Raw genomic sequence first — 20053 nt, forward strand, 5'->3', positions numbered from 1 at the left:
TTCGGCCGGGAGGACTGAATGCGGAGATTGGAGATGACGTCAGAACTTGATGCACGCAACCGCAGCGAAGCGGCTGCCGTTTTCATCGCGCCCTGGCACTCTTGTCCGTCCGACGTCGTGCGCGATCCATCGCTATGCGCGGCCGAGAAGAGGGCAATTCTCGCCGATTGGGCCTCGGATGCCCGGGCGCCCGCAAACCTGCCGACGTACCGCCAGCTTGACGACGGCACGCTTGTGCAGGTGGGCGAGATCCTAGATGCGCTGAACGCGCTCGACGGCGCCACAGAGCCCGTGCGACCGATGCCGTGGAGAGGGCGACGCTCGCCTAGGATAGCCAATTCGCGGTGGCTCCAGCGGATCGTGCGCCGGGGGCACGACGATGACGACGATGACGACCCGCCTCCGCTGCCGGCGCGCATGCCACGGCCGCGGCCGAAAGACTCCGGATCAGAAGCGGTGAGCCTTTGCGCCGCGTAGCGCGTTATGGCTTGCACTTTGCCCCGTCGGCTCACGTCGGCGGGGCTTTTGCGTTCTGGAGGTCAGCGTCGAGCCGTGTGGCAACCCCACCAGCGGAGGCTGAAGGCGCATGTCGTGTGCTTCAAGAGCTGGCCGCAATCCATTTCCTCACGGCGCCACCAAAATGCGACGGATCGGCGAAAGGCGCTCAGTGCGCTACGCTCGGCGCGGCTGACTAAAGCTGGAAGGGTGAGCGAGATAGCGACATCCCTACCATGCCTCACGGGGCCGAACGTCGAACTACGTCCGCCGATGAAGTCGGACATTGAGACGCGATTTGCTCTCGGCAATGATCCGGAGATCCAACGGATGTTCGGCGGCAACCTTGCGCATCTGCCCCCGATGACGATTGATGGAGCGGAGCGCTGGGTACGTCGTCTAGCGGAGCACCCGTTTGCATGGGTTGTTGTACGCGGCGCACTGATCGGAGAGATTCGGCTTGATCGCCTGGATCGGACAGATTGCCGGGCTTCCCTGGCGGTTGGCATTGTGGACCCCGGCGCCCTTGGTCAAGGGTACGGAACCGAAGCCGTTCGTCTCGTGCTCAGATACGCATTCAGGGATCTCTCCCTCCACCGAGTTTCGATCCGCGTTCTCGCCTATAACACACGAGCGATCCGCTCCTACGAGAAGTGTGGCTTCGTGCTTGAGGGTCGAGAACGAGAGACCGCCCAGGTTGACGGGGAATGGCATGACGACGTCATCATGGGCGTCCTCGACCGGGAGTTCCTCGGGACAGATGGTTAGGGGCTCAGCATTGGCTGTCCTTCACGGCTGGCCCTGATAGCACCGGGGCCAGCCCCGCCACACTGATACCGTCGCATCTTCAATCGCGACGTTGTCAGCGTCTGAGCAATGAAGTCACCGCGCAGCCCGCCCCGTCGCCAGCCAGTCGTGGCTCACGTCGGCGGGGTTTTTGCATTTCGGGCGTTAGCTAGTCGGGGCCATTTTCGCCTGCAGACATGGCGTCTGCTGAGAGCAAATTCCTCCCCTTCGGCGTGATGGAAATGACCGACGTGAAGTCCGGGCCGACGCGGGAGCGCACGAGCAGCGTTTGCCCTCGCGCCTCGACAACTGCATCAATGCTTCAAAGTGGTCTGGAGAGACAAGCGGGGCGGCTGCCGGCGTCAATGAGCCATGAGCATTCCTACCGCGATCCGTAACTGAGATGCGCGGGGCTTCTGGCGCCGCCGCCACGAGGCGGCGGCCCTGCGCAGCTCAGGTGGATGGCGAACGAGCCCCAAGGCTTCCATTGCGAGCGCTGAGAGCCATTCAAGGCCAAAGCTTGCCCGTTCAAGCTCGGACGGAGTGGCCCAATCGAGAGGAGCGTTCTGCCGGTGGCGTCATCGGTCCCGCTGAGAGTTCATAGCTCGCCGCCCCGCTGCACCCGCTCCTTTTCACATTGCTCGCGCTCGAGAAAGTAGTTGAGGAAGGTGCGGATGGCCGCAACCGCGCCGAGTTGCCCGATATCGCTCCAACTGGGCGACGCCGACGTGCCGATGATGTCGGCCGCGAGCTGGAAGGTGAGGCCGGCGACCAGCCAACGGGAATAGCGCAGCCAGACGGCCCGGGCGGCCGGGGGATCCTCCGGCTTGACGAGCATGGCGCGCACGCCGGCGAAGAAGGCTTCGATCGTGCCCACCGTGATGACGACCAGGGCCATGAGCTCGATGAGCGGGGCGATGATACCTGAGAGGGCGACAAGCCATTCGTGCGCCATCTGCGTTGCTCAGGCTCCGTCCGGTCGGGCGATACACCGGAAGCCGAGATGGGAGGTCGACGTGTCGACGGGCTGGGCCATGCGCGCCGCCGGACGATAGCGCCGACAGTAGTTTGGCGCGCACAGGTGGGAGCCGCCTTTGGTCACCTTGCGTGGCACCGCCGCGTCGGGCTGACGCGGATCGAGGCTACCCTCGCGCGTTCCACCGCGCGGATTACTGGCGGTGCAGCAGGGACCGTCGATCGTGCCGTGCTCCCGATACCAGTCCGATGTCCATTGCCAGACGTTGCCGGCCATGTCGTAGAGACCATAGCCGTTGGCAGGGAATGAGCCGACGGGCGAAGTGTATTCGAAGCCGTCCTCCAAGGTGTTCCTGTAGGGGAACTCGCCCTGCCAGGTGTTGGCCATCCGCCGGCCACCAGGGCTGAGCTCGTTGCCCCAGACGTAATCGGCGCCGTCGAGGCCTCCACGCGCGGCAAACTCCCATTCTGCTTCCGTCGGCAGATCCTTGCCGGCCCACCTGGCATAGGCCTCGGCATCCTCCCAGGCGACATGCACGACCGGGTGATCCATGAGCTTTCTGATCGAGCTCGCCGGCCCGCGCGGATGGCGCCAGTTTGCGCCGTTCACATAGACCCACCAATTATAGGGGTTGCCCATGTCCACCAGACCTGAAGGCCTGCGGAACATGATCGACGAGGGCGCCAGCAGCTCGGGCGAGGCGCCTGGATAATGGTGCGGGTTGGCCGGCCGCTCGGCCAGTGTCACGTAGCCCGTATCCTTCACGAAACGTGCGAACTCGCGGTTGGTGACGGTGCCTGGGTCCATCCAGAAGCCATCCACCCTGACCTTATGAACGGGCGCCTCCTCCGGGTAGTACTTTTCCGAGCCCATGAGGTACGCGCCGCCTGGAATCCAGACCATGTCGGGATAAGGCGACGGGTCTGCCTGGTCGCGACCATTCATCCCGTCGCCTCCCCATGAAGCGCGGCGCGGCGCCACCTGACATAGGGGATCGACGCGAGCGCGCCGATGACCAGGTGGCACAGCACGATCGCGAGAATCCCCTTCTGATCCGGGAAATTGAGGCTGGCGATGGCGACGGCGACGCCCGGATGGCGTGTGCTGGTGGCCAGCGCCAGCACGGCGCGGTTCTCCGGGACCGGGCCCCCGAGCCAGTGGCCCACCGCAAGGCCGATCAGGGAAAGGGCCGCCAGCGCGAGGATCGCGCCGTTGCCGACCAGCGCCCAGACCGCCGGCCACGCGGTGACGAGCACTGGCAGCACCGCTGCCAGGAGCAGGAGCGTGCCCGCGGCGGATGCCGGGCTGGCGACGCGGGCCGCCAGACCGGGCAGAACCGTGCGCACCATGACGCCCAGCCCCAGCGGAGTGAGGACGGAGAGCAGCACGATGGCGGCGACCTTCCCGGGCGAGATCCCGACATCCCGGCCGAACAGGCCTCCCACGAAACCGACCGTGACGGGCGCAATGACGATCGCCGCGAGGGCCGCCGCCACCAGCAGGCTGACGGCGTAGGAGGCCGTGCCGCCGGCCTTCCTTTGCTTGGCAGGCAGGATCGGCGGCACCGGCGATATGGCGAGCGCCACCAGGGCGACCTCCACCGCCAGGGGCAACCGGGCGAGCGCTGCGATGAGCGTGGCAAGCGCCACCATGATGACGTTCATGGAGATGATCGAGCGCGCCAGCAGCGACGGGTTGCGCAGAAGATAAAGCGCGTCACCCTTCTCGCTCTTGAGCCCGAGCGCGAGCACGATGAGAAATATGCTGGCCTTGATCGCCAGCAGCACGAGCTGGTCGAACGTCATGCTGGTGCCTTGCGGGCTGGGCGAGCCATGCGGGATGCCATGAGATGGCGGCGAGAGCGAGCCGGGGGGAAAGCGCGGGCGAACGCTCTCGCCACGCTGTCGTCAGGCCGCTCAGTCTACGGCAAGAGCCGCAGCCGCGAGTTTCTCGAGGTCGAGGTACTGCGCCTTTTCGACCGTGACGCCGACGAAGTGGATCGTTCCACCGTTGAATTCGCCAGGCGATGTGTATGCCTCGCTGACGGCATCGCCACTATCGCGCCCGATGCAGAGGCCGTCACCGGACAGGGTGAACTTCCCGGGCTGGGTCTTCATCTCGCCCTGAGCGACGATCGTCTCGTTGACGTAGAGCGTCGTCTTGCCGATCGATTCGCCGAACTCGCCGGCCTTGTCACGGATGAACTCCATGCCAAGCGTATACTTGCCCGGTTTGAGTTGCTTCGAGACGAAGGTCTGCTCCGGCTTGATGCCGAGGAAATTGTAGACGTAGTGCAGCTTCCTGTCCTTGATGAACAGGGTATGCCCGCCGAAGCGCGAGCCGTGCGCGAAGATGACTCCTGAGCAGCTCGGATCGGTGATCTCTACGTTGGCAAGGATCTTGTAGGACCGGCCGCGGCAGTTGACGGCCACCCCCTCCGGCACGGGCGCCGTTCCGGGGTAATAGACATAGCGCTCTCGCACTTCCTCCTCCGCGGGCCGCGGAGTGCCGAGGATGGCCGCGCAGGTCCGGTCGTCAAGCGGAAGCACCAGGTTCTTTTCGGCTTCCTCCATCCACGCCTTCTTCAGCGACTCGAGCTTGTCCGGGTGCTGCTGCGCGAGATTCTTAGACTCGGACCGGTCGGTATCGACATGGTAAAGCTCCCACTCGTCCTTGTCGTATTGGCCCTTGTCGGCAAATGGCACGTGCAAAGCTGCCGCCTTCCAGCCCTCCTCCCAGATGCCGCGCGTACCGATCATCGCGTAGTACTGGCGCTTCTTGGGCGTGGGCGCTTCCGCCTTGTCGAAGCTGTACTTCATCGATTGACCAGACAGCGGGTACTGCTCGACGCCGCGATAGACCTTCGGCATATCCAACCCGCAGGCTTCGAGGATTGTCGGCACGATGTCGACGGAATGATGATACTGGTGACGGACCTCGCCTCTCGCCTTGATGCCCTTGGGCCAGGAGACGATCAACGGCGCGCAGGTGCCGCCGGCGAACTGAGAGTAGCGCTTGAACATCTGGAACGGCGCCGAGAAGGCTACGGCCCAGCCGGTGGGGTAGTGGCCATAGGTATCAAGACCGCCGAGCTTGTCGATCAGCTTCATATTCTCGGCAAGGTCGTCGGGATAGTTGTTGAAGAACTTGTTCTCGTTGACGGAGCCATTGGGCGTGCCTTCGCCCGAGGCGCCGTTGTCGGCGCAATAGAACACCAGAGTGTTGTCGAGCTGGCCGGTCTCCTCGAGGTAGCTGACGAGTCGCCCGATCTGGACGTCGGTGTATTCCGAGAAGGCCGCATAGACCTCGGCCATGCGGGCGAACAGCCTCCTTTCGTCGTCATTCAGCGTATCCCACGGCCGCACGTGATCAGCCTTGTTCTCCACGTCCTCCGACAGCGGGTTGATCGGCGTCAGCGCGGTGTCCTTCGGCAGCACGCCCTTGTCGATCATGCGCTTGAGCACCCATTCGCGATAGGCTTCATAGCCATCGTCGAACTTGCCCTTGTACTTGTCGATGTAGTCCTGGGGCGCATGATGCGGGGCGTGGTTCGCACCCGGGCAGAGCCACATGAACCACGGCTTCGAAGGATTGCTGGCCTTCTGGTCCTTGATCATGCCGATCGCCTTGTCGGCAAGGTCCTTCGACAGATGGTAGCCGTCCTCCGGCCCGTATTCCTGATCGACGAACCGGTTGTCCTCCACGAGATCCGGGTACCATTGGTTCGTTTCGCCGCCCAGAAACCCGTAGAAGCGGTCGAAGCCCTTCGCCAGCGGCCACTCCTTGCGGCTTCCTCCAGGGGCCACGTCCTGCTCGGGGACATTGTGGTTCTTCCCGAGCCAGAAGGTGCTGAACCCATTGTCCTGCAGAATTTGGCCGATGGTCACGCACTGTTCCGGAATGCGCCCATGGCCGCCGGGAAAGCCGACCGAAGCCTCGGTGATCGCCGAACAGCCGTTCAGATGATGGTTGCGTCCTGTCAGGAAGGTCGAGCGTGTCGGCGAGCACAGCGCCGTGGTGTGCCACTGCGAGTACAGCAGTCCATTGTCCGCAAACTTCTGCGCGGTCGGCATGTCGATCGCGCCGCCAAACGGTGACCAGGCGGCGAGGCCCGTATCATCATAAAGGATGACCAGGATGTTCGGGGCGTCCTTGGGCGCCTTCTGCGGAATGTACGGCTCCCAATCCGGTTTGGAATCACGGATGTCGATCTTGATGACACCCTTGAACAGCTTCTTATCCATGGCAAGGCTCCTAGATATCCCCGTTTTGAGCACGTTCCATTGGCGCGCTTGTTCGGCCACGGGACGCGCGGCGCTCGCGGATCGACCTCTTTAATTCTTAACGCGGGATCGAATCATCGATAGTTAATCATCTGATTGCGCTCAGATGAACGGGCCTATACGAAATATCATGCTGATAATTGCCGCGATACCAATGGCGAGCAGCAACACGGCCGTGATCAAGGTCAGCGATACGGGGAATGGGCTTGCCCCGTGGATGAGCCCTTCTGCAGTCATCGCCCCACGCTCCGTCCGCAGGGCGAGCATGAACTGGATGTGATAGAGAATGCCGGTCAGGAGCATCGCGATGCCGAGGCCCACGAGCGCGATGCCGAAGTTCCGTTCCGGCGCTGCACTGGCGAGCACGCTCTGATCCCGCAGCTTCTGGAAGACCTGGAAGATCGTGAAGCCGAAGGTGATCAACGACAGCGCCGTGCGGATCACCGACATCAGGGTGCGGTCGGCGCTCATCCGGGTTCGCTGGAACGACATGCCGGTGCGGCGCGCTGACAGCTCGGTCGAGTTATCGTCGAAGATCCGCGCCATCATCGTCTCCGGCCGCACCGTGAGGGGGGTCGCAACCCAAGCTTGGGATCGAGGGAGCCCGGCTTGCAGGCCGATGTCGCGAACTGTATCGATTCATCCACGCCGTGCCGCTACGGAAAAGCAATGATCGGCACGATCCTGCAACAACATGACGGCCAAGCTCGATTGGAATGGAAGGGTGGATGGCGCCATGTCGGGGGAGACGTCGCTTCGCAGCTTTCAGGTCGCACGCACGCGCGACCCTGACGAATTCCTCGACTGGCTGAGGCCGGCTCTCGCAGTCCGCAGCCTCCACATGCCGGCGCGTGGCAGGACGTCCGACAGCGCCTTCAGCTATTGCGATATGACCTCGATCTCGCTGGCTCATATCAGCTACGGCTCACCGATGCAGGCGCACCTTATACAGAACGACTATTTCGCACAGGGCTTTCCGCTCACCGGCGCGGGCGAAGTGCGTTGGAATCGGCACAGCACGGTTGTCGGGCCGACCGGCAACAGCGTGATCGGCGGCCCGGGCTCCGAAGCCGACGTCACGTACGGCGGTGACTTCTCGCATCTCGTCCTGAAGATCTCGCCCGACGCACTGGTGCGAAAGCTCTTCGCGCTCATCGGCCAGCCGGTCAGCCCGCCGCTGCAGCTTACCGGGCTGGCGAGCAGCCATCTTCACCGCGCAGCACAGCACCGGCTCATCCGTGTGCTGATCGATGAGCTCGGCCGCAGCGACTTGCAGCTGCCGCGCATGGCGCTCGACGAGATCGAGCAGGCCGTCATCGTCGCCTATCTCACCGCCAACACCCACAACTACAGTCATTGGCTGCAGGACACGCCGCGGGCGGCGGCGCCGTGGCAGATACGCCGAACGCTCGACTATATCGAGGCGCACTGGGATCAGCCGATCTTGGTCGAGGCTCTCGCGAATGTGACGCAGACCAGCGTGCGGAGCCTGTTCTATCTGTTTCAGCGTACGTACGGGGTTTCGCCGATGACCTATGTCAGCCGCGTGCGTCTGCGACATGCACGGGCGATGCTCGGCAACCCGACGCCGCAGACCAGCGTCACCACCGTCGCGTTCAGCTGCGGCTTCGCCAACATGGGGCATTTCGCGAGACGGTACGCGGAGGCGTTCGGCGAGAAGCCGTCAGAGACATTGAAAAAAAGCCGGTAGGCCAAGGGAATCACAGAAGGCGCTTCGGCGGGCGGCTTGCGTTGGTGTCGCGCTCATAGCGCCGGCCGGAGCATCTCGGCTTCGATGAAGGCCAGGGCGCCCTCAATAGCCACTCTCACGTGGCGGTACTCTCGGCTGTTGGTCTGAACCACAACGCGAGGCGGGACGTCGAACTCGCTATAGGGCCTGGTCAAAGCCGATCGCCTCGCTGAGGATCTGCGAGGTGGAATTCAACATTGGTGTGCCGCTCGGTCGCAAGAGGATCGGACGGGCGTGGACGAGGATCTGAGCTTGGCTGAACATGTACGCGCCTCTGGCGCGCGCCGAGCGACAGCGCGCAGACGGCCGCGGCCGCCGCGAGGGGCAGTTTCATGGGGCAGCTCCGGATGGGTGTGGCGATTTGAGTGCGAGAACCGCCCGCCGCGGCTGTGCTACGTCCCGACGATCCTCCAGCAAGCGAATGGGGTCCGCATGCAGGGCGACGATCAGACGAAAGACGAGCTCGGCGTTTGGCTCGTGACGGGTGGAGATTGCGTTGCGGCGGGTGGGCTAGCCTCTCTACGGCTGAGGTTAGCTACGCCTGGGGAGCAGGAGGATCCGTCCGCGTCCGCGGACAAGCCGTCGATCGCACTGTTTCTGACAGCAGAGACGGCAACCGAGATCGCCCACCATCTTCTCGCGGCGGCAGCGACCCTGCCATCCGACCGACGTCGACCGCATTGAGCTGAGGCGCCGAGGTCAGCCAGCGTCGAAATCGGGCAGCGGCATCGTCTGGCGGGCGAGCGCGTGTGTGCGTGCAGACAGGCGCAGACGCCGAGGTTCCCCCAAAAGGGTAGTGGGCCGGAAGAGCCCGACGGCTCTAAATACAGCCGCCGAGTTGCACGAAGCGGGGGAGCTAGAGTGGAGTCGGCTCGGGCTTTTCGTCCGAGGAAGCGGTCCTTGAGTGTTGCTGGTCGCCGAACGTCAGCGTCAATTGAGGCGCCGGTCTGGCTTGCGATCAAACAGATCGCCGAAGCCCGATCGGCATCGCTTCAGGACCTATTCACGGAGATCGATCAGTTGCGCGAGACTGCCACGTTGTCGGCTGCCATCCGCGCCTTTGCGCTTGCAAATGCCTGCGAGGCTCACAGAGACGCGCTTAACGCCGCCATGAAGAAGCCGGGCCGATCCCACAGGTGATGATGCGCGTCGACGATTGGCAACGCCGGCTCGATGATCTCCTCCGTGTGACGGGCGAGCCACGCGGGGCGCATCGCCGTCAGGCTCGAACCGCTCACGGTCTGCCCCACCGTTGGTGCCGATCAGAGCGCGCCCTGCTCGCATCGGCAGCGACGGCTAGGGCCGGATCGTTGCCCACGACACACGCGCTCCGCTACGCCGGGTCCAGCACGGAGCTGCGGCCGAGGATGGCTCCTGCCTCGGTCGCGATCGCGACACGCCCGTCGACGCCGATACGCATGTGCTCATCCTCGCCTGAACCGACGAACCGCAGTGTAGCGACTATAAGTATTCTATACCCGTCGATAGGCCTATAAGCACGTGCCGTCAACGGATGGTGCGTGTTGAGATCAAGCTCACGCTGTCGATGGTTGAGGCCCTGGACAAGTTCATCGCCAGCCAGCCGGGCCACTATCTCGCGAGGACTTGGCTTGGATCGCGGTGCACGACTGGCTGACCAGCCGCGGGCTGCTGGCATGGAGGGAGAGATGAGCCGGAGCGCGCCAACCAGTTGCGCCGCCGAAGCGCGACCGGGACTCGCCGCTTCTATAGGAATGCGCCGCTCATGGACCGCCAGCCCCAGGAAGGCTGCCATCTTGCTCGATCGCCGCCACGAAAATACCTCGCTATAGTCTCCGACACTCCGCCCTCCGCACGTGAGACTTGGCCTGCCCGAGCAACCTCGATGCTATCGCGCGAAAGGCGGGTCACGTGCCTCACATCCGAAACACGCCTAGGCGCTGCCGGCGCTGGACACCGCCGCCCACGCCTCCCGCTCGCCCCGGTGCGGATCGTCCTGGATGCGGCAGGCATCGCCGAGGATCATCGTCGGCCGCCTCACCGGATCGTAGGTCGGCCACTCGGGCAGCCAGGGCGCAGCGGGCCGGCCCGTCCTGGCGAACGCGGCCCAGGCGGTACTCATAGCCTTGCTCAGGTGGGCGCTCGTCTCGCCCGGAGCGACGAAGGGCGCCTGCGCCAGGGCATCGAAGACGTACGGGATCTCGAGCACATGGGTCGACTTCAGGCGGCCCGCGAGCGCCGGCGTCTCGGCGGTGAAGAGGTAGACGAACACCGGCGCGACGCCCTGCTCGGTCTTGCGGTCGGCGATCAGGAGCGACGGCATCGTCATGTTCTGGTCGCTGACGATGGCGATGAACAGATCCCGCAGCGTGCTCTGCGGATAGAGGAAGCGGTAGCGAAAGGCCAAACCGGCGGCCGCATCATCCACGAACGGCTTCAGACATTCGACGAGCCTGTGATCGTCCAAATCGTCGAGCCAAGGCGCCGTGCCGACGAACAGCGCCATCTCGTGGCGGTTGGTACCGATCAGCAGCGGGATGTCGGCCGACAAAGCCGGAGCCGTCGGCGCGAACGGGCCGCCGGGGAACGCGGGCTGGCCCTGCACCGGGTTGAAGCCGTGGCGCCGGCGCTCGGCAAACTTCTGCTGGCTGGCCCGCGTCAGCACCGCGATTTGCGCCGCCATCAGCCGCTCCAGCGGCAGATCGTGGAGCGTGTGCGCGGTGGCCGGCGTCAGGGCTAGCTCGTCGAGGAACGCGGCGGCGGATCGATTGCCGTCGGCCCGGTCGGCCATGAGCACGGCTGGTCCGCTCTGCATGACAGCGCGATGGAACAGGCCCCTGGCCGCCGGCATGGCCATCAGCACGGCGACCTTGGCGCCGCCGCCGGACTCGCCGAAGATCGTCACATTGCCGGCGTCGCCGCCGAAGACATCAGCGTTGTCGCGCACCCAGGCGAGCGCCGCGACGATGTCGAACATGCCGGCTAGCCCGGAGAGCGCGTAATCCGGCCCCGCCAGATCTTCCAGGTGCAGGTAGCCGAAGGCGCCCAGGCGATGGTTGATGGTCACCACGACCACGTCCTGGTGGCGTGCCAGATGGGCGCCGTCGGTCCATGGGTCGGCGCCCGAGCCGGTGATGAAGGCGCCGCCGTGCAGCCAGACCATGATCGGCCGCTGGCCACCATCGTTCAGTCCCGGCGTCCATACGTTGAGGTAGAGGCAATCCTCGCTCATCGGCTGAGGCGGCGTCGGCGTGAACAGCGCCTTGACCTCGGGATCGATGGCGAACGATCCCTCCCATTGCGGCGATCGCGGCCCAAAATCGAGGGTGTCGCGCACGCCGGACCACGGCGCCGGCGTTTGCGGCAGCCGGAAACGGCGCACGCCACCGGTGGGCGCGCCGTAGGGGACGCCCTTGAACGCATGGACGCCGTCGGCGCTGGCGCCGCGCAGCTTGCCGTCCCGGCTGGTCACGGTCACATGGCCCTGCATTTGCCAGCTCCGGTTCGAGGAGTCTTTGGAGGCGTCCGACCCGGCCTTCACTGCGCCGGGGTCGCCACCTTCGCAAGGGTGCGGGGCAGGCCGGGGACATCGGTGCGGATACGGAAGACGCAGGCGCCAAGCTTGGCGGGGGCGCCGCGCGAGCCGCTGACGACGTAGAGGTCGCGCATGCCCTGGCCGCCGAAGCACAGGCTCGTCACCATCGGCACCGGGAATTCGATCCGCTGCCGCTCCTCGCCGTCCGGCGCGAACTGGCACACGGCGTGGCCGTCTGCCACGGCAAACCAGACCGAGCCGTCCTCCGCCACGGCGAGGCCATCGGGGTGGCCGAACGGCGTGCGGGCGAATTCCTTGGGCGGGCTCAGGCTGTCGTCGCTCTGCAGGTCGTAGACCTTGACGATGTTGCGCAGGGAATCTGAGTGGTAGAGCCGCTTGCCGTCGGGCGACCAGCCGAGGCCGTTGGTCAGCTGCACGTCGCCCGCGACGATGCGCGAGCTGCCGTCGAGCTCGATGACGTGCAGGAAGGCCGCCCGCCCGTTCGGGTCCTCGTTTTCCATCGCCCTGTAGCCGAGGGAGCCGACGTAGATGCGGCCCTTGGCATCGGTGGTCAGATCATTGAAGCCGATCATGCCGTTGGCCGGATCGTTGGCCAGCAGCACCAGCGTTTCGTCGGCCTTGGGGTCGTCGATCAGCCGCTTCAGCGCGATGTTGCGGCCGCTGACCGCGAGCGCACCGTTCTCATGCAGCGCCATGCCGCCGATGCCGCGGCGATGAGCGATCTTCAGCACCGGGTCGACGCCCTCGGCGAACGCCCAGACGCCGCCCTTGTCGGCGTCCGCCACCATCAGGCCGAAGGTGGGGTGCCAGATCGGCCCTTCGAGCAGGCCGTGTCCAGAGGAGATCAGGTCGACCGTGGGATTGCGCATGAGGCAGCCTTTCCAGAATTGACAACGACAGCGCCGCGCCGTGCGACATGACCTGGAGCAGCTCAGGCCATGTCGCCGACGCGCGCATTCCTGACGATGGTCTCGATCGTCCCCTCGCCCGTGATATGGCCGACCTCCAGCAGATAGCCGCGGTCGGCCACGCCGATCAGCCAGGCCGGATGCTGCTCGACCATCAGCACCGTGGCGCCCTGGTCGGCGAGCTGGCGGATGGTCTTGAACAGCTCCTGCGCCACCGGCGGAGCCAGCCCCGCAGACGGCTCGTCGAGCAGCATGACGTCCGGCTCGGAGATGAAGGCGACGGCTAGGGCCAGCGCCTGGCGCTGCCCGCCGCTGAGTAGCCCCGCCTTGCGCTCGCGCAAGGGCTCGAGCAGCGGAAACCAGGTCCAGACGTCGGCCAGCGTGCGTCCGACCCTGCCCTTCTGCCGCGCCAGCCGCTGGCCCAGCGCCAGATTCTGGACCACCGACAGGGAGGCCGGCAGCTGGCCGCTTTCGCGCAGCATCGCCAGCCCCTTCCGCGCGATCTCGTGGGTCTGGAGCCCGTCGAGGCGCTGGCCGTTGAGCTCGATACGCCCTTCGATGCGAGCCTGCAGGCCGGCGATGGCGCGCAGCAAGGTGGTCTTGCCGGCGCCGTTGCGGCCCAGGATGCCGATGATCTCGCCGTTGCCGACGCGCACGCCGACGTTCCAGAGCGCTTGCGCCTGCCCGTACCACGCCGACAGCCCGGTGACCTGCAATCCCATGGGCGCGCCTCTAAGCCTTGAGCCGATGGTCGTCGGACCCGGTCGGCGCGAAATTCAGGTAGGCGGTCAGCCGCTCCGGCAGCGGTCCGTCGAGGCGCGCGCGGCAGGTGATGCGGCCGCTCTCGAGCAGGACGATCTCGTCGCAGACGCCCATGATGAACGGCACGTTGTGTTCGACCACGAGCACGGTGATACCGATGTCCCTGAGCTTGAGCAGCAGGCGGCCCAGCTGCATGCGTTCGTCGTCGTTCAGGCCGGCGGCGGGCTCGTCGAGCAGCAGCAGCGACGGCACGGCGGCGACGGCGCGCGCGATCTCGACCGTCCGCTTCAGGCCGAGCGGCATCTCCTCGACGGAATTGCGGATCGAGCCGGGCGGCAGGCCGACCAGATGCAACGCGGCCAGCGCACGGTCGCGGCGCTGGGCGCTGCGCCGCGCCATGGCCGGCGTGAACAGCAGCGACGGCAGGATGGCGCTTGGCTCGCCGGCCACCAGGCCCATCTCGATGTTCTCCAGCGCGCTGAACTCATCGACGAGCTGCGGCACCTGGAAGGTGCGGCCGACGCCGACGCGGGCGATGCGGTGGGCATTCCAGCCGGTGACATCGTGGCCGGCGATGGCGATCTCGCCCGCGTCGGGTGGAAAGAAGCCCGAGATGGCATTGAGCAGCGTGGACTTGCCCGAGCCGTTGGGGCCGACGAGCCCGCACAGGCCGCCGCGGGCTAGCTCGAAATCGACGGTATCGAGGGCGAGCACGCCGCCGAAGCGCTTGACGACGCCGCGGGCACGGATGATCGGGCTATCGGTGGCGAGCGCACCGTCCTGCGGCCGCGGGCGGAGTGCCGGCGCGGAGACCGGCGCTACCGCGGGCGCAAGGGTGTGCGGACGAGCCTGATCCGCCGGGGCGGCCACGGTCGAGCTGAGCCCGAACAGCCGTCGCAACGGCCGGGTCAGGGCCGGAACGATGCCGTCGGCGAACAGCAGCACGCCCACCAGCAGGCCGAACCCAAGGACGACGGCATTGTATTCGCTGAACGGCCCGATCCAGAAGCTCAGCGCCAGCAGTGGCGCCATGCCGATGAGCGGCCCCCAGGCGGTGCCGGCGCCGCCGAGCACGACGCCGGTCAGCAGCAGCAAGGTCAGGCTGAGGTTGAACGATTCCGCGTTGACGAAGCGCTGCGAATAGGCGAGCAGCGCGCCGGCGAAGGCCGCCGGGATGGCGGACATCACGTAGACGACGAAGCGCGTCTCGTTGAGGCTGATGCCGACCGCCTCGGCGGCGCGGCGCGCATCGCGCAGGCCGCGGATCCGGTAGCCCCAGCCAGAGCGGATAAAATTGGTGGCGGCGAGCCACACCACCGCGAAGGCGGCCACGATCAGTTCATAAACGGCGATATCGCCGAACTCGTAGCCGAAGATCCTGATCGCGCCGATGCCGGTCAGGCCGAACTCGCCGCCGGTCCAGGATTCGTTCAGGATGACGACGTGGGGAATGACCAGCACGGCAAACATGGTAATTAGAGCGAGATACCAGCCCTGCACGCGCAGCCCCGGCAGCATCGTCAATAGCGCGAACAGCACGCCGGCGACGATGGCGAGCGGGATGGCGAGCGGCGCGGCGATGCCGAATTGCGCGCTCATCACCCCGGCGGCATAGGCGCCGACGGCCATGATGGCCGAATGGCCGATGGTCAGCTCGCCTGCGTAGCCGAAGGCCAGATTGAGGCCGATGGCCGCCATGATGTAGGCCAGCGCGACGCCCGAGCGCTCCAGGTTGAAGGCCCCGGCGTTGAAGAACGGCACGGCAACGAGGGCCCCGATCAGCAGTAGCCCGGCCAGCATCAGCGCCTGCCGGCGCCTTCGCTCGACGCGCAGCACGTCGTCGAGCTCCGCGGCCAGGGCGGCGTCGGCGCCGTGATCCGCGCCGTCACGCACGGCCATCTCAAACCTCCCGCAGGCGGACCGAGCCGAACAAGCCCGCCGCCCCCCAGAGGCCGGACGGCTTGATCAGCAGCATCGCCACGACGACGATCCACAGGAGCGGCAAGGCCAGGTGCGAGTCCGCTAAGGTCGGCGTCATACCGGCGATCAGCCCGACGATCAGGCCGCCGACCAGGCTGCCGGCGAAGCTGCCGAAGCCGCCGATGGCCATGCCGGCGAAGCCGTAGAAGGTCAGCTCGTGCGCTGTGAAGGCGGAGGCGCCGATGGCGGGCGCGATCAGGAACCCGGCCAACCCCGACATGGCGCCGGCGAGGGCGAAGGCCAGCGCGATGATCTTGCGGGTGTCGATGCCGAGCAGCCGCGCCCCTTCCGGGTCCTCCAGCGTGGCGCGGAACATGTGGCCGATCTCGGTGCGGCGGACCACCCACTCGACCGCGAGCGTGACGCCGATGCCGACCGCGATCATCACCAGGTAGGTCGGGCGCAAGGGAATCGAGAACAGGCGGATCGGATCTTCCGTGACATAGGAGGCGACGCGATAGGAATCGCTGCCGAACAGCAGGGCGGCCACCGCATTCATGCCCGTGCCGAGACCGATCGTCGTCAGCATGGTGGTGTGGGTGAAGGATTTGGACCGGCCGATCGCCGGCCAGACGGCAATGGCGTGGTTCACAAGCCCCGCCACCATGCCGAGGGCAGCGACGGCGGACACCGTCGCCAGCACCGACCATTGCAGATAGACGCCGAGCAGGAAAGACGCGATCGTGCCGCCCATGACGATGGTGCCCTGGGCGAAGTTGAAGACGCCGCTGGCGGCGAGGATCAAGGTAAAGCTGATGGCGATCAGCACGTAGATGCTCGCCAGCGCCAGTCCGGTGATGCCGCCGAGCGCGATTGACGTGAACGTCATTGGCGATTGACCTTTCGACGGTGGGCTCCGGCCGGCGGACGCCGAGCGCTGTTGCTCAATGACCTGTGAACCTCGGCTCGCGTTTTTCCAGGAAGGCGCGCCGGCCCTCCTTTTGGTCGTCGCTGGCATCGGCCACGGCGCGCAGCGCCTCCAGGCGCTGCCATTGCTCGGTGTCCATGATCGGCGCGGCGACGCCGGCGGCGAGCTGCTTGACGATGGCCTTCATCGCCTGCTGCGACAGCGGCGCTAGGCGCGCCACCTCGCGGCAATAGTCGAGCGCCGCCGCCTCGTCGGGCACGATGCGGGTCACCAGGCCGACGCGCAGCGCTTCCTCCGACGTCAGCGTCCGTGCCGCGAGCAGCATCTCGGTCGCCGCAGTGACGCCCATGACGCGGACGAAGCGCGACAGTCCTCTGGCGGAATAGACCACCCCGAGCCGCGCCGGCGTGAGCCGGAACGTCGTGCGCGGCGTGGCGAGCCGCAGGTCGGCGGTGAGGAACAGCTCGATGCCGCCGCCGAGCACGCCGCCGTCGGCGAAGTTGACGGTGACCTTCTTCGCATTGTCGATCCTGGCGAAGCAGGCGGCCATGGCAGCCTGCCCTTCTTCGTGCTGGTCCGTGTCGAGATAGGAGATGTCGAAGCCGGCGCAGAAGATGCCGGGCACGGCCGAGCGCAGCAGCAGCAGGTGCGAGCGGTCGCCCAGCGCTTGATCCAGGATCGTCAGCAAGGCCTTCGACAGACCCGGCGACATGGCGTTGCGCTTGGCGCCGCGGTCGAGCACGGCGGCGCTGATGCGGCCGTCGTCGTGGCTTTCGAAATAGACCTCTGGCGCGGCCTGTTGTCGTGTCATGTGGTTGCTACGTCCTTGCGATGGTGACGCCGCTGGCATCCCGGTCCCAGGTCGCCTCGGTCAATCCGCGCTGCTTCAGCACGTTCTTTTGGATCTTCTGCGTGCCGGTCTTAGGCAGCGCCTCGACGAATTCGATGAAGCGCGGCACGGCGTAATAGGCGAGCTTGCCCTCGCAGAAGGCGAGCAGCGCTTCCGGCGCCAGCGCCTCGCCAGGCTGCAGCACCACCGCCAGCGCCACCTCCTCGTCGCCCATCTCGGAGGGGATGCCGAAGGCGGCGCTCTCCTGCACCTTTGGGTGCTGGTCGATGACCGACTCGATCTCCCATGCCGAGATGTTCTCGCCGCGCCGGCGAATGGCCTCTTTCATTCGGCCGCGGAAGTAGAAGAAGCCGTCGGCGTCGATCTCGCCCAGGTCGCCCGAGTGGAACCAGCCGCCGCGATAGGCCTCCGCCGTCGCCTCGGGCAGGTTGTTGTAGCGGGTGACCTGGCCGACCGTATGCCGGAAGATGATCTGCCCCATCCGGCCCGGCGGCACATCCTCGTCGTTCCCGTCGACGACGCGGAATTCCGAGCCAGGCGCCGCCTTGCCGATCGAACCGATCCTGCCGTGCGTGTTGATCAGATTGCCCGGCGCGTCGGACATCCCGTACCATTCGACGACGCGGACGCCGAAGCGCGCCTCGAACGCGCGCCAGCTCGCCGCCGGACAGCCCACCGACAAAGCGATGCGCACGGGATTGTCGCGGTCGTCCGGCCGCGGCGGCTGTTTCATCAGGATCGGGATGATGCCGCCCAGGGTGCTGACCTGCACGGCGTTGTAGCGGCGGCAATCGTCCCAGAACTGCGAGGCGCTGAAGCGCTCCGCCAGCGCCAGTCTCGCCCCCAGCCGCATCGAGCCCATCATCGAGACGAACAGCGCATTGCCGTGGATCAGCGGCAGGCAGGCGTACATGGTCTCGCCCGGCTCGACCTCGGACGCATCCAGCAGCGGCCCGAGCAAATTCTCGTAGGCGTCGCTGATGATGCCCTTGGGCGGACCGGTGGTGCCCGAGGTGTAGAGGATGCCGGTGGGACGTGCGGCGGTGGCGAGCTCGATCGCCGGCTCGCCGTCGGGCGCCTTGGCCACGTCGTCGTAGCTGGCATCGACGCCCGCCGACACCGCACCGAAGACGAGCGTCCGCCGCAAGCCGGGGCAGCCGTCGCGCACGGCGAGAACGGCGTCCTTGAGCTCCTCGTCGAAGATGATGGCGGTAGCGCCGGAATCGGTCAGCATGTGCTGCAGGGCCGGGCCGCGCTGCCAGCGATTGAGCGGCACGATGCGCGCGCCGATCATCAAGAGGCCGAAGTAGACCCACAGGAATTGCGGCTTGTTGCCGGCCATGATGGCGACGCTGTCGCCGGGCTTGATGCCTTGGGCCAGGAAGCCGTTGGCGGCGCGCTCCGACAGCGACACCACCTGGCGCCAAGTGTAGGTCTCATCCTTGAAGTAAAGCCAGGTATCATCGGGCGCTTGGGCGAAACGCCTGCGAATGAGCGCTTCGACAGCAGACTGTTCCCGCCGCATCTTCGATCTACTCCGCTTGCAGGATGTGCAGCTTCAATTCAGCGGCAGCGGCTCGCCTTCGTAGGAGCCGTCGACGATCGGGCTGACGTGGATCAGGCCCCAGAAATTGGAATAATCGGCGTTGCCCGTCGTATGATCCGTCGGCGTGTAGCCGGGATTGGCGAAGACCAGCGCGTAACCCGGCGGGAGCTGCCGGCGGCCGATGCTTTCCAGCACCGATTTGAGCGCGTCGGCCGAGGTGTTGCCTTGCTCCTGCTGGGCGGTCTCGAAGGCCCATTTCGCCAGGAAGATGGCGTCGCGGGCCACGGCGCTGATCGACAAATTCTCGATCGGACCCAGGCTCTTCATGTCGTCGATGAAGGCCTTCAGCTCGGCGCTCGGCGGCCCGAAGCGCGTGCCGATGCGGTAATTGACGGCGTAGAACTGGCCGGCCACGCTGGGCGGCACCTGGTCGCGCAGATCGCCGTAGAGCGCGGCCGGCTCGGTGACGACTTTCGCTGTCCAGCCAAGGGTTTGCATGCCGGCCATAACGACACGCACGCTGTCGCGCGCGGCGGTATCGAAGGCGATGATGTCGGCGCCGCCATCGCGCAGCGTCTGCAGCTGCGGCGACAGGTCTTTGGTGTCGACGGTAAACTGCTTATAGCCGACGACCTCCATGCCGTACTTGGCGTCGAGTTGGGCATTCAGCGCGTCGCCCAGCGCGACCTGCGGCGGGTTGGTGCTGACCAGGATGCCGACCTTGCGGCCGCCGAGCTTCTTCAAGGCGGCAGCCACGGCCGGCAGGCGTTGCGTCGCCAGATCCGCGAGCTGGAAGCTGTACGGAAAACGGGTGGCGTCGCCGATCTGCGGGCTGGCGCCGTTGGAGATGGTGAACACCTTCTTCTCGCTGGCATACGGGAGGGTGGCCATAGCCAGGCCGCTGATGATCTCGGGATAGAGGAAGTCGACCTTCTGCTCGCCCAGGAGATCCTTGGCGGCGAGCAGGGCGCGGCCGGGATTGCTGGCGTCGTCGCGGACCACGAGCTCGATCTGGCGCCCGAGAATGCCGCCCTTTTTGTTGGCCTCCATGACGCCGACGCGCAAACCCTGCTCGGTGAAGGCGCCATACTGGGAATACGGACCGGTCTTCGGCAGCACCGCGCCGATCCGGAACGGCTTGTCGGTTTCGGCTGAGCTTACCGGTCCGGCTGAGGTGAGCAACGCCGTGCCGAGCGCTAGCGCCATGAGCCGGCCGACCGCATGGATCCGCATCGGTTTCCTCCCTTATGCTCACCGCATTCGCAGTGATCTTGTTTGGGGGGCGCCGTGGCTCGCCCGCGACGGGCGCAGCTA

18 protein-coding genes are annotated in these 20053 nt (G+C 66.1%); 4 read left to right on the top strand and 14 right to left on the bottom strand.

From position 1 onward, the window contains the following. The first annotated feature begins 33 nt into the window (after positions 1 to 33). Together ACZ5PO_RS10160 and ACZ5PO_RS10165 are read left to right on the top strand one after the other, a co-directional pair. Positions 34 to 477, top strand: coding sequence for a hypothetical protein (locus tag ACZ5PO_RS10160; protein ID WP_464192862.1), 444 nt, complete (start codon positions 34 to 36; stop codon positions 475 to 477). A 228-nt stretch (positions 478 to 705) separates the two neighbouring features. Beyond that, the gene (locus ACZ5PO_RS10165) at positions 706 to 1263 is read left to right on the top strand and encodes a GNAT family N-acetyltransferase (RefSeq protein ID WP_464192909.1); all 558 of its coding nucleotides are present in this window, start codon (positions 706 to 708) and stop codon (positions 1261 to 1263) included. A gap of 616 nt (positions 1264 to 1879) precedes the next feature. On the opposite strand, the gene ACZ5PO_RS10170 is transcribed toward ACZ5PO_RS10165, so the two are convergent. The 5 genes from ACZ5PO_RS10170 to ACZ5PO_RS10190 form a co-directional block, all read right to left on the bottom strand. Continuing rightward, on the bottom strand, positions 1880 to 2236 hold the full coding sequence (locus ACZ5PO_RS10170) for a DUF1622 domain-containing protein (protein ID WP_464192912.1): 357 nt from the start codon (positions 2234 to 2236) through the stop codon (positions 1880 to 1882). A gap of 9 nt (positions 2237 to 2245) precedes the next feature. Beyond that, positions 2246 to 3202, bottom strand: coding sequence for a formylglycine-generating enzyme family protein (locus ACZ5PO_RS10175; RefSeq protein ID WP_464192914.1), 957 nt, complete (start codon positions 3200 to 3202; stop codon positions 2246 to 2248). Next, on the bottom strand, positions 3199 to 4062 hold the full coding sequence (locus ACZ5PO_RS10180) for a Na+-dependent transporter (RefSeq protein WP_464192916.1): 864 nt from the start codon (positions 4060 to 4062) through the stop codon (positions 3199 to 3201). The genes ACZ5PO_RS10175 and ACZ5PO_RS10180 overlap by 4 nt, the downstream gene beginning before the upstream one ends. Positions 4063 to 4173: 111 nt before the next feature. After that, entirely contained in the window at positions 4174 to 6501 is a 2328-nt protein-coding gene (locus ACZ5PO_RS10185; protein ID WP_464192918.1) for an arylsulfatase, read from the bottom strand. A gap of 141 nt (positions 6502 to 6642) precedes the next feature. Next, entirely contained in the window at positions 6643 to 7086 is a 444-nt protein-coding gene (locus ACZ5PO_RS10190) for a YidH family protein (protein WP_464192920.1), read from the bottom strand. Between the two features lie 148 nt (positions 7087 to 7234). On the opposite strand from ACZ5PO_RS10190, the gene ACZ5PO_RS10195 reads away from it, so the two are divergent. Then, a complete protein-coding gene (locus tag ACZ5PO_RS10195; protein ID WP_464192922.1) occupies positions 7235 to 8251 on the top strand; it encodes an AraC family transcriptional regulator in 1017 nt (338 codons plus the stop codon). Between the two features lie 900 nt (positions 8252 to 9151). Next, entirely contained in the window at positions 9152 to 9430 is a 279-nt protein-coding gene (locus ACZ5PO_RS10200; RefSeq protein WP_464192924.1) for a ribbon-helix-helix domain-containing protein, read from the top strand. Here the strand turns inward: ACZ5PO_RS10200 and ACZ5PO_RS10205 are convergent. The 9 genes from ACZ5PO_RS10205 to ACZ5PO_RS10245 all read right to left on the bottom strand — a co-directional run bounded on the left by ACZ5PO_RS10205 (position 9376) and on the right by ACZ5PO_RS10245 (position 19972). Next, complete coding sequence (locus tag ACZ5PO_RS10205) at positions 9376 to 9528, bottom strand: hypothetical protein (RefSeq protein ID WP_464197258.1); 153 nt, start codon at positions 9526 to 9528, stop codon at positions 9376 to 9378. The genes ACZ5PO_RS10200 and ACZ5PO_RS10205 overlap by 55 nt on opposite strands. A 674-nt stretch (positions 9529 to 10202) precedes the next feature. Then, a complete protein-coding gene (locus ACZ5PO_RS10210) occupies positions 10203 to 11759 on the bottom strand; it encodes a carboxylesterase/lipase family protein (protein WP_464192926.1) in 1557 nt (518 codons plus the stop codon). A 47-nt stretch (positions 11760 to 11806) separates the two neighbouring features. Beyond that, positions 11807 to 12694: an SMP-30/gluconolactonase/LRE family protein gene (locus ACZ5PO_RS10215; RefSeq protein ID WP_464192928.1), complete on the bottom strand. Its 888-nt coding sequence runs from the start codon at positions 12692 to 12694 to the stop codon at positions 11807 to 11809. A gap of 62 nt (positions 12695 to 12756) precedes the next feature. Further along, positions 12757 to 13455 carry an ABC transporter ATP-binding protein gene (locus tag ACZ5PO_RS10220; RefSeq protein WP_464192930.1) on the bottom strand — a complete coding sequence of 233 codons (699 nt, stop codon included), beginning with the start codon at positions 13453 to 13455 and terminating at the stop codon, positions 12757 to 12759. A 10-nt stretch (positions 13456 to 13465) separates the two neighbouring features. After that, the gene (locus ACZ5PO_RS10225) at positions 13466 to 15394 is read right to left on the bottom strand and encodes a branched-chain amino acid ABC transporter ATP-binding protein/permease (protein ID WP_464192932.1); all 1929 of its coding nucleotides are present in this window, start codon (positions 15392 to 15394) and stop codon (positions 13466 to 13468) included. A 1-nt stretch (position 15395) separates the two neighbouring features. Next, positions 15396 to 16304, bottom strand: a complete 909-nt coding sequence (locus ACZ5PO_RS10230) for a branched-chain amino acid ABC transporter permease (protein ID WP_464192935.1) — start codon at positions 16302 to 16304, stop codon at positions 15396 to 15398. Between the two features lie 55 nt (positions 16305 to 16359). Beyond that, positions 16360 to 17154, bottom strand: coding sequence for an enoyl-CoA hydratase/isomerase family protein (locus ACZ5PO_RS10235; RefSeq protein WP_464192937.1), 795 nt, complete (start codon positions 17152 to 17154; stop codon positions 16360 to 16362). A 7-nt stretch (positions 17155 to 17161) separates the two neighbouring features. Continuing rightward, positions 17162 to 18718, bottom strand: coding sequence for an AMP-binding protein (locus ACZ5PO_RS10240; protein ID WP_464192939.1), 1557 nt, complete (start codon positions 18716 to 18718; stop codon positions 17162 to 17164). Positions 18719 to 18751: 33 nt separating this feature from the next. Continuing rightward, positions 18752 to 19972: an ABC transporter substrate-binding protein gene (locus ACZ5PO_RS10245; protein ID WP_464192941.1), complete on the bottom strand. Its 1221-nt coding sequence runs from the start codon at positions 19970 to 19972 to the stop codon at positions 18752 to 18754. Positions 19973 to 20053: the final 81 nt, after the last annotated feature.

The organism is Chelatococcus sp. KU-N122, from assembly GCF_055391085.1.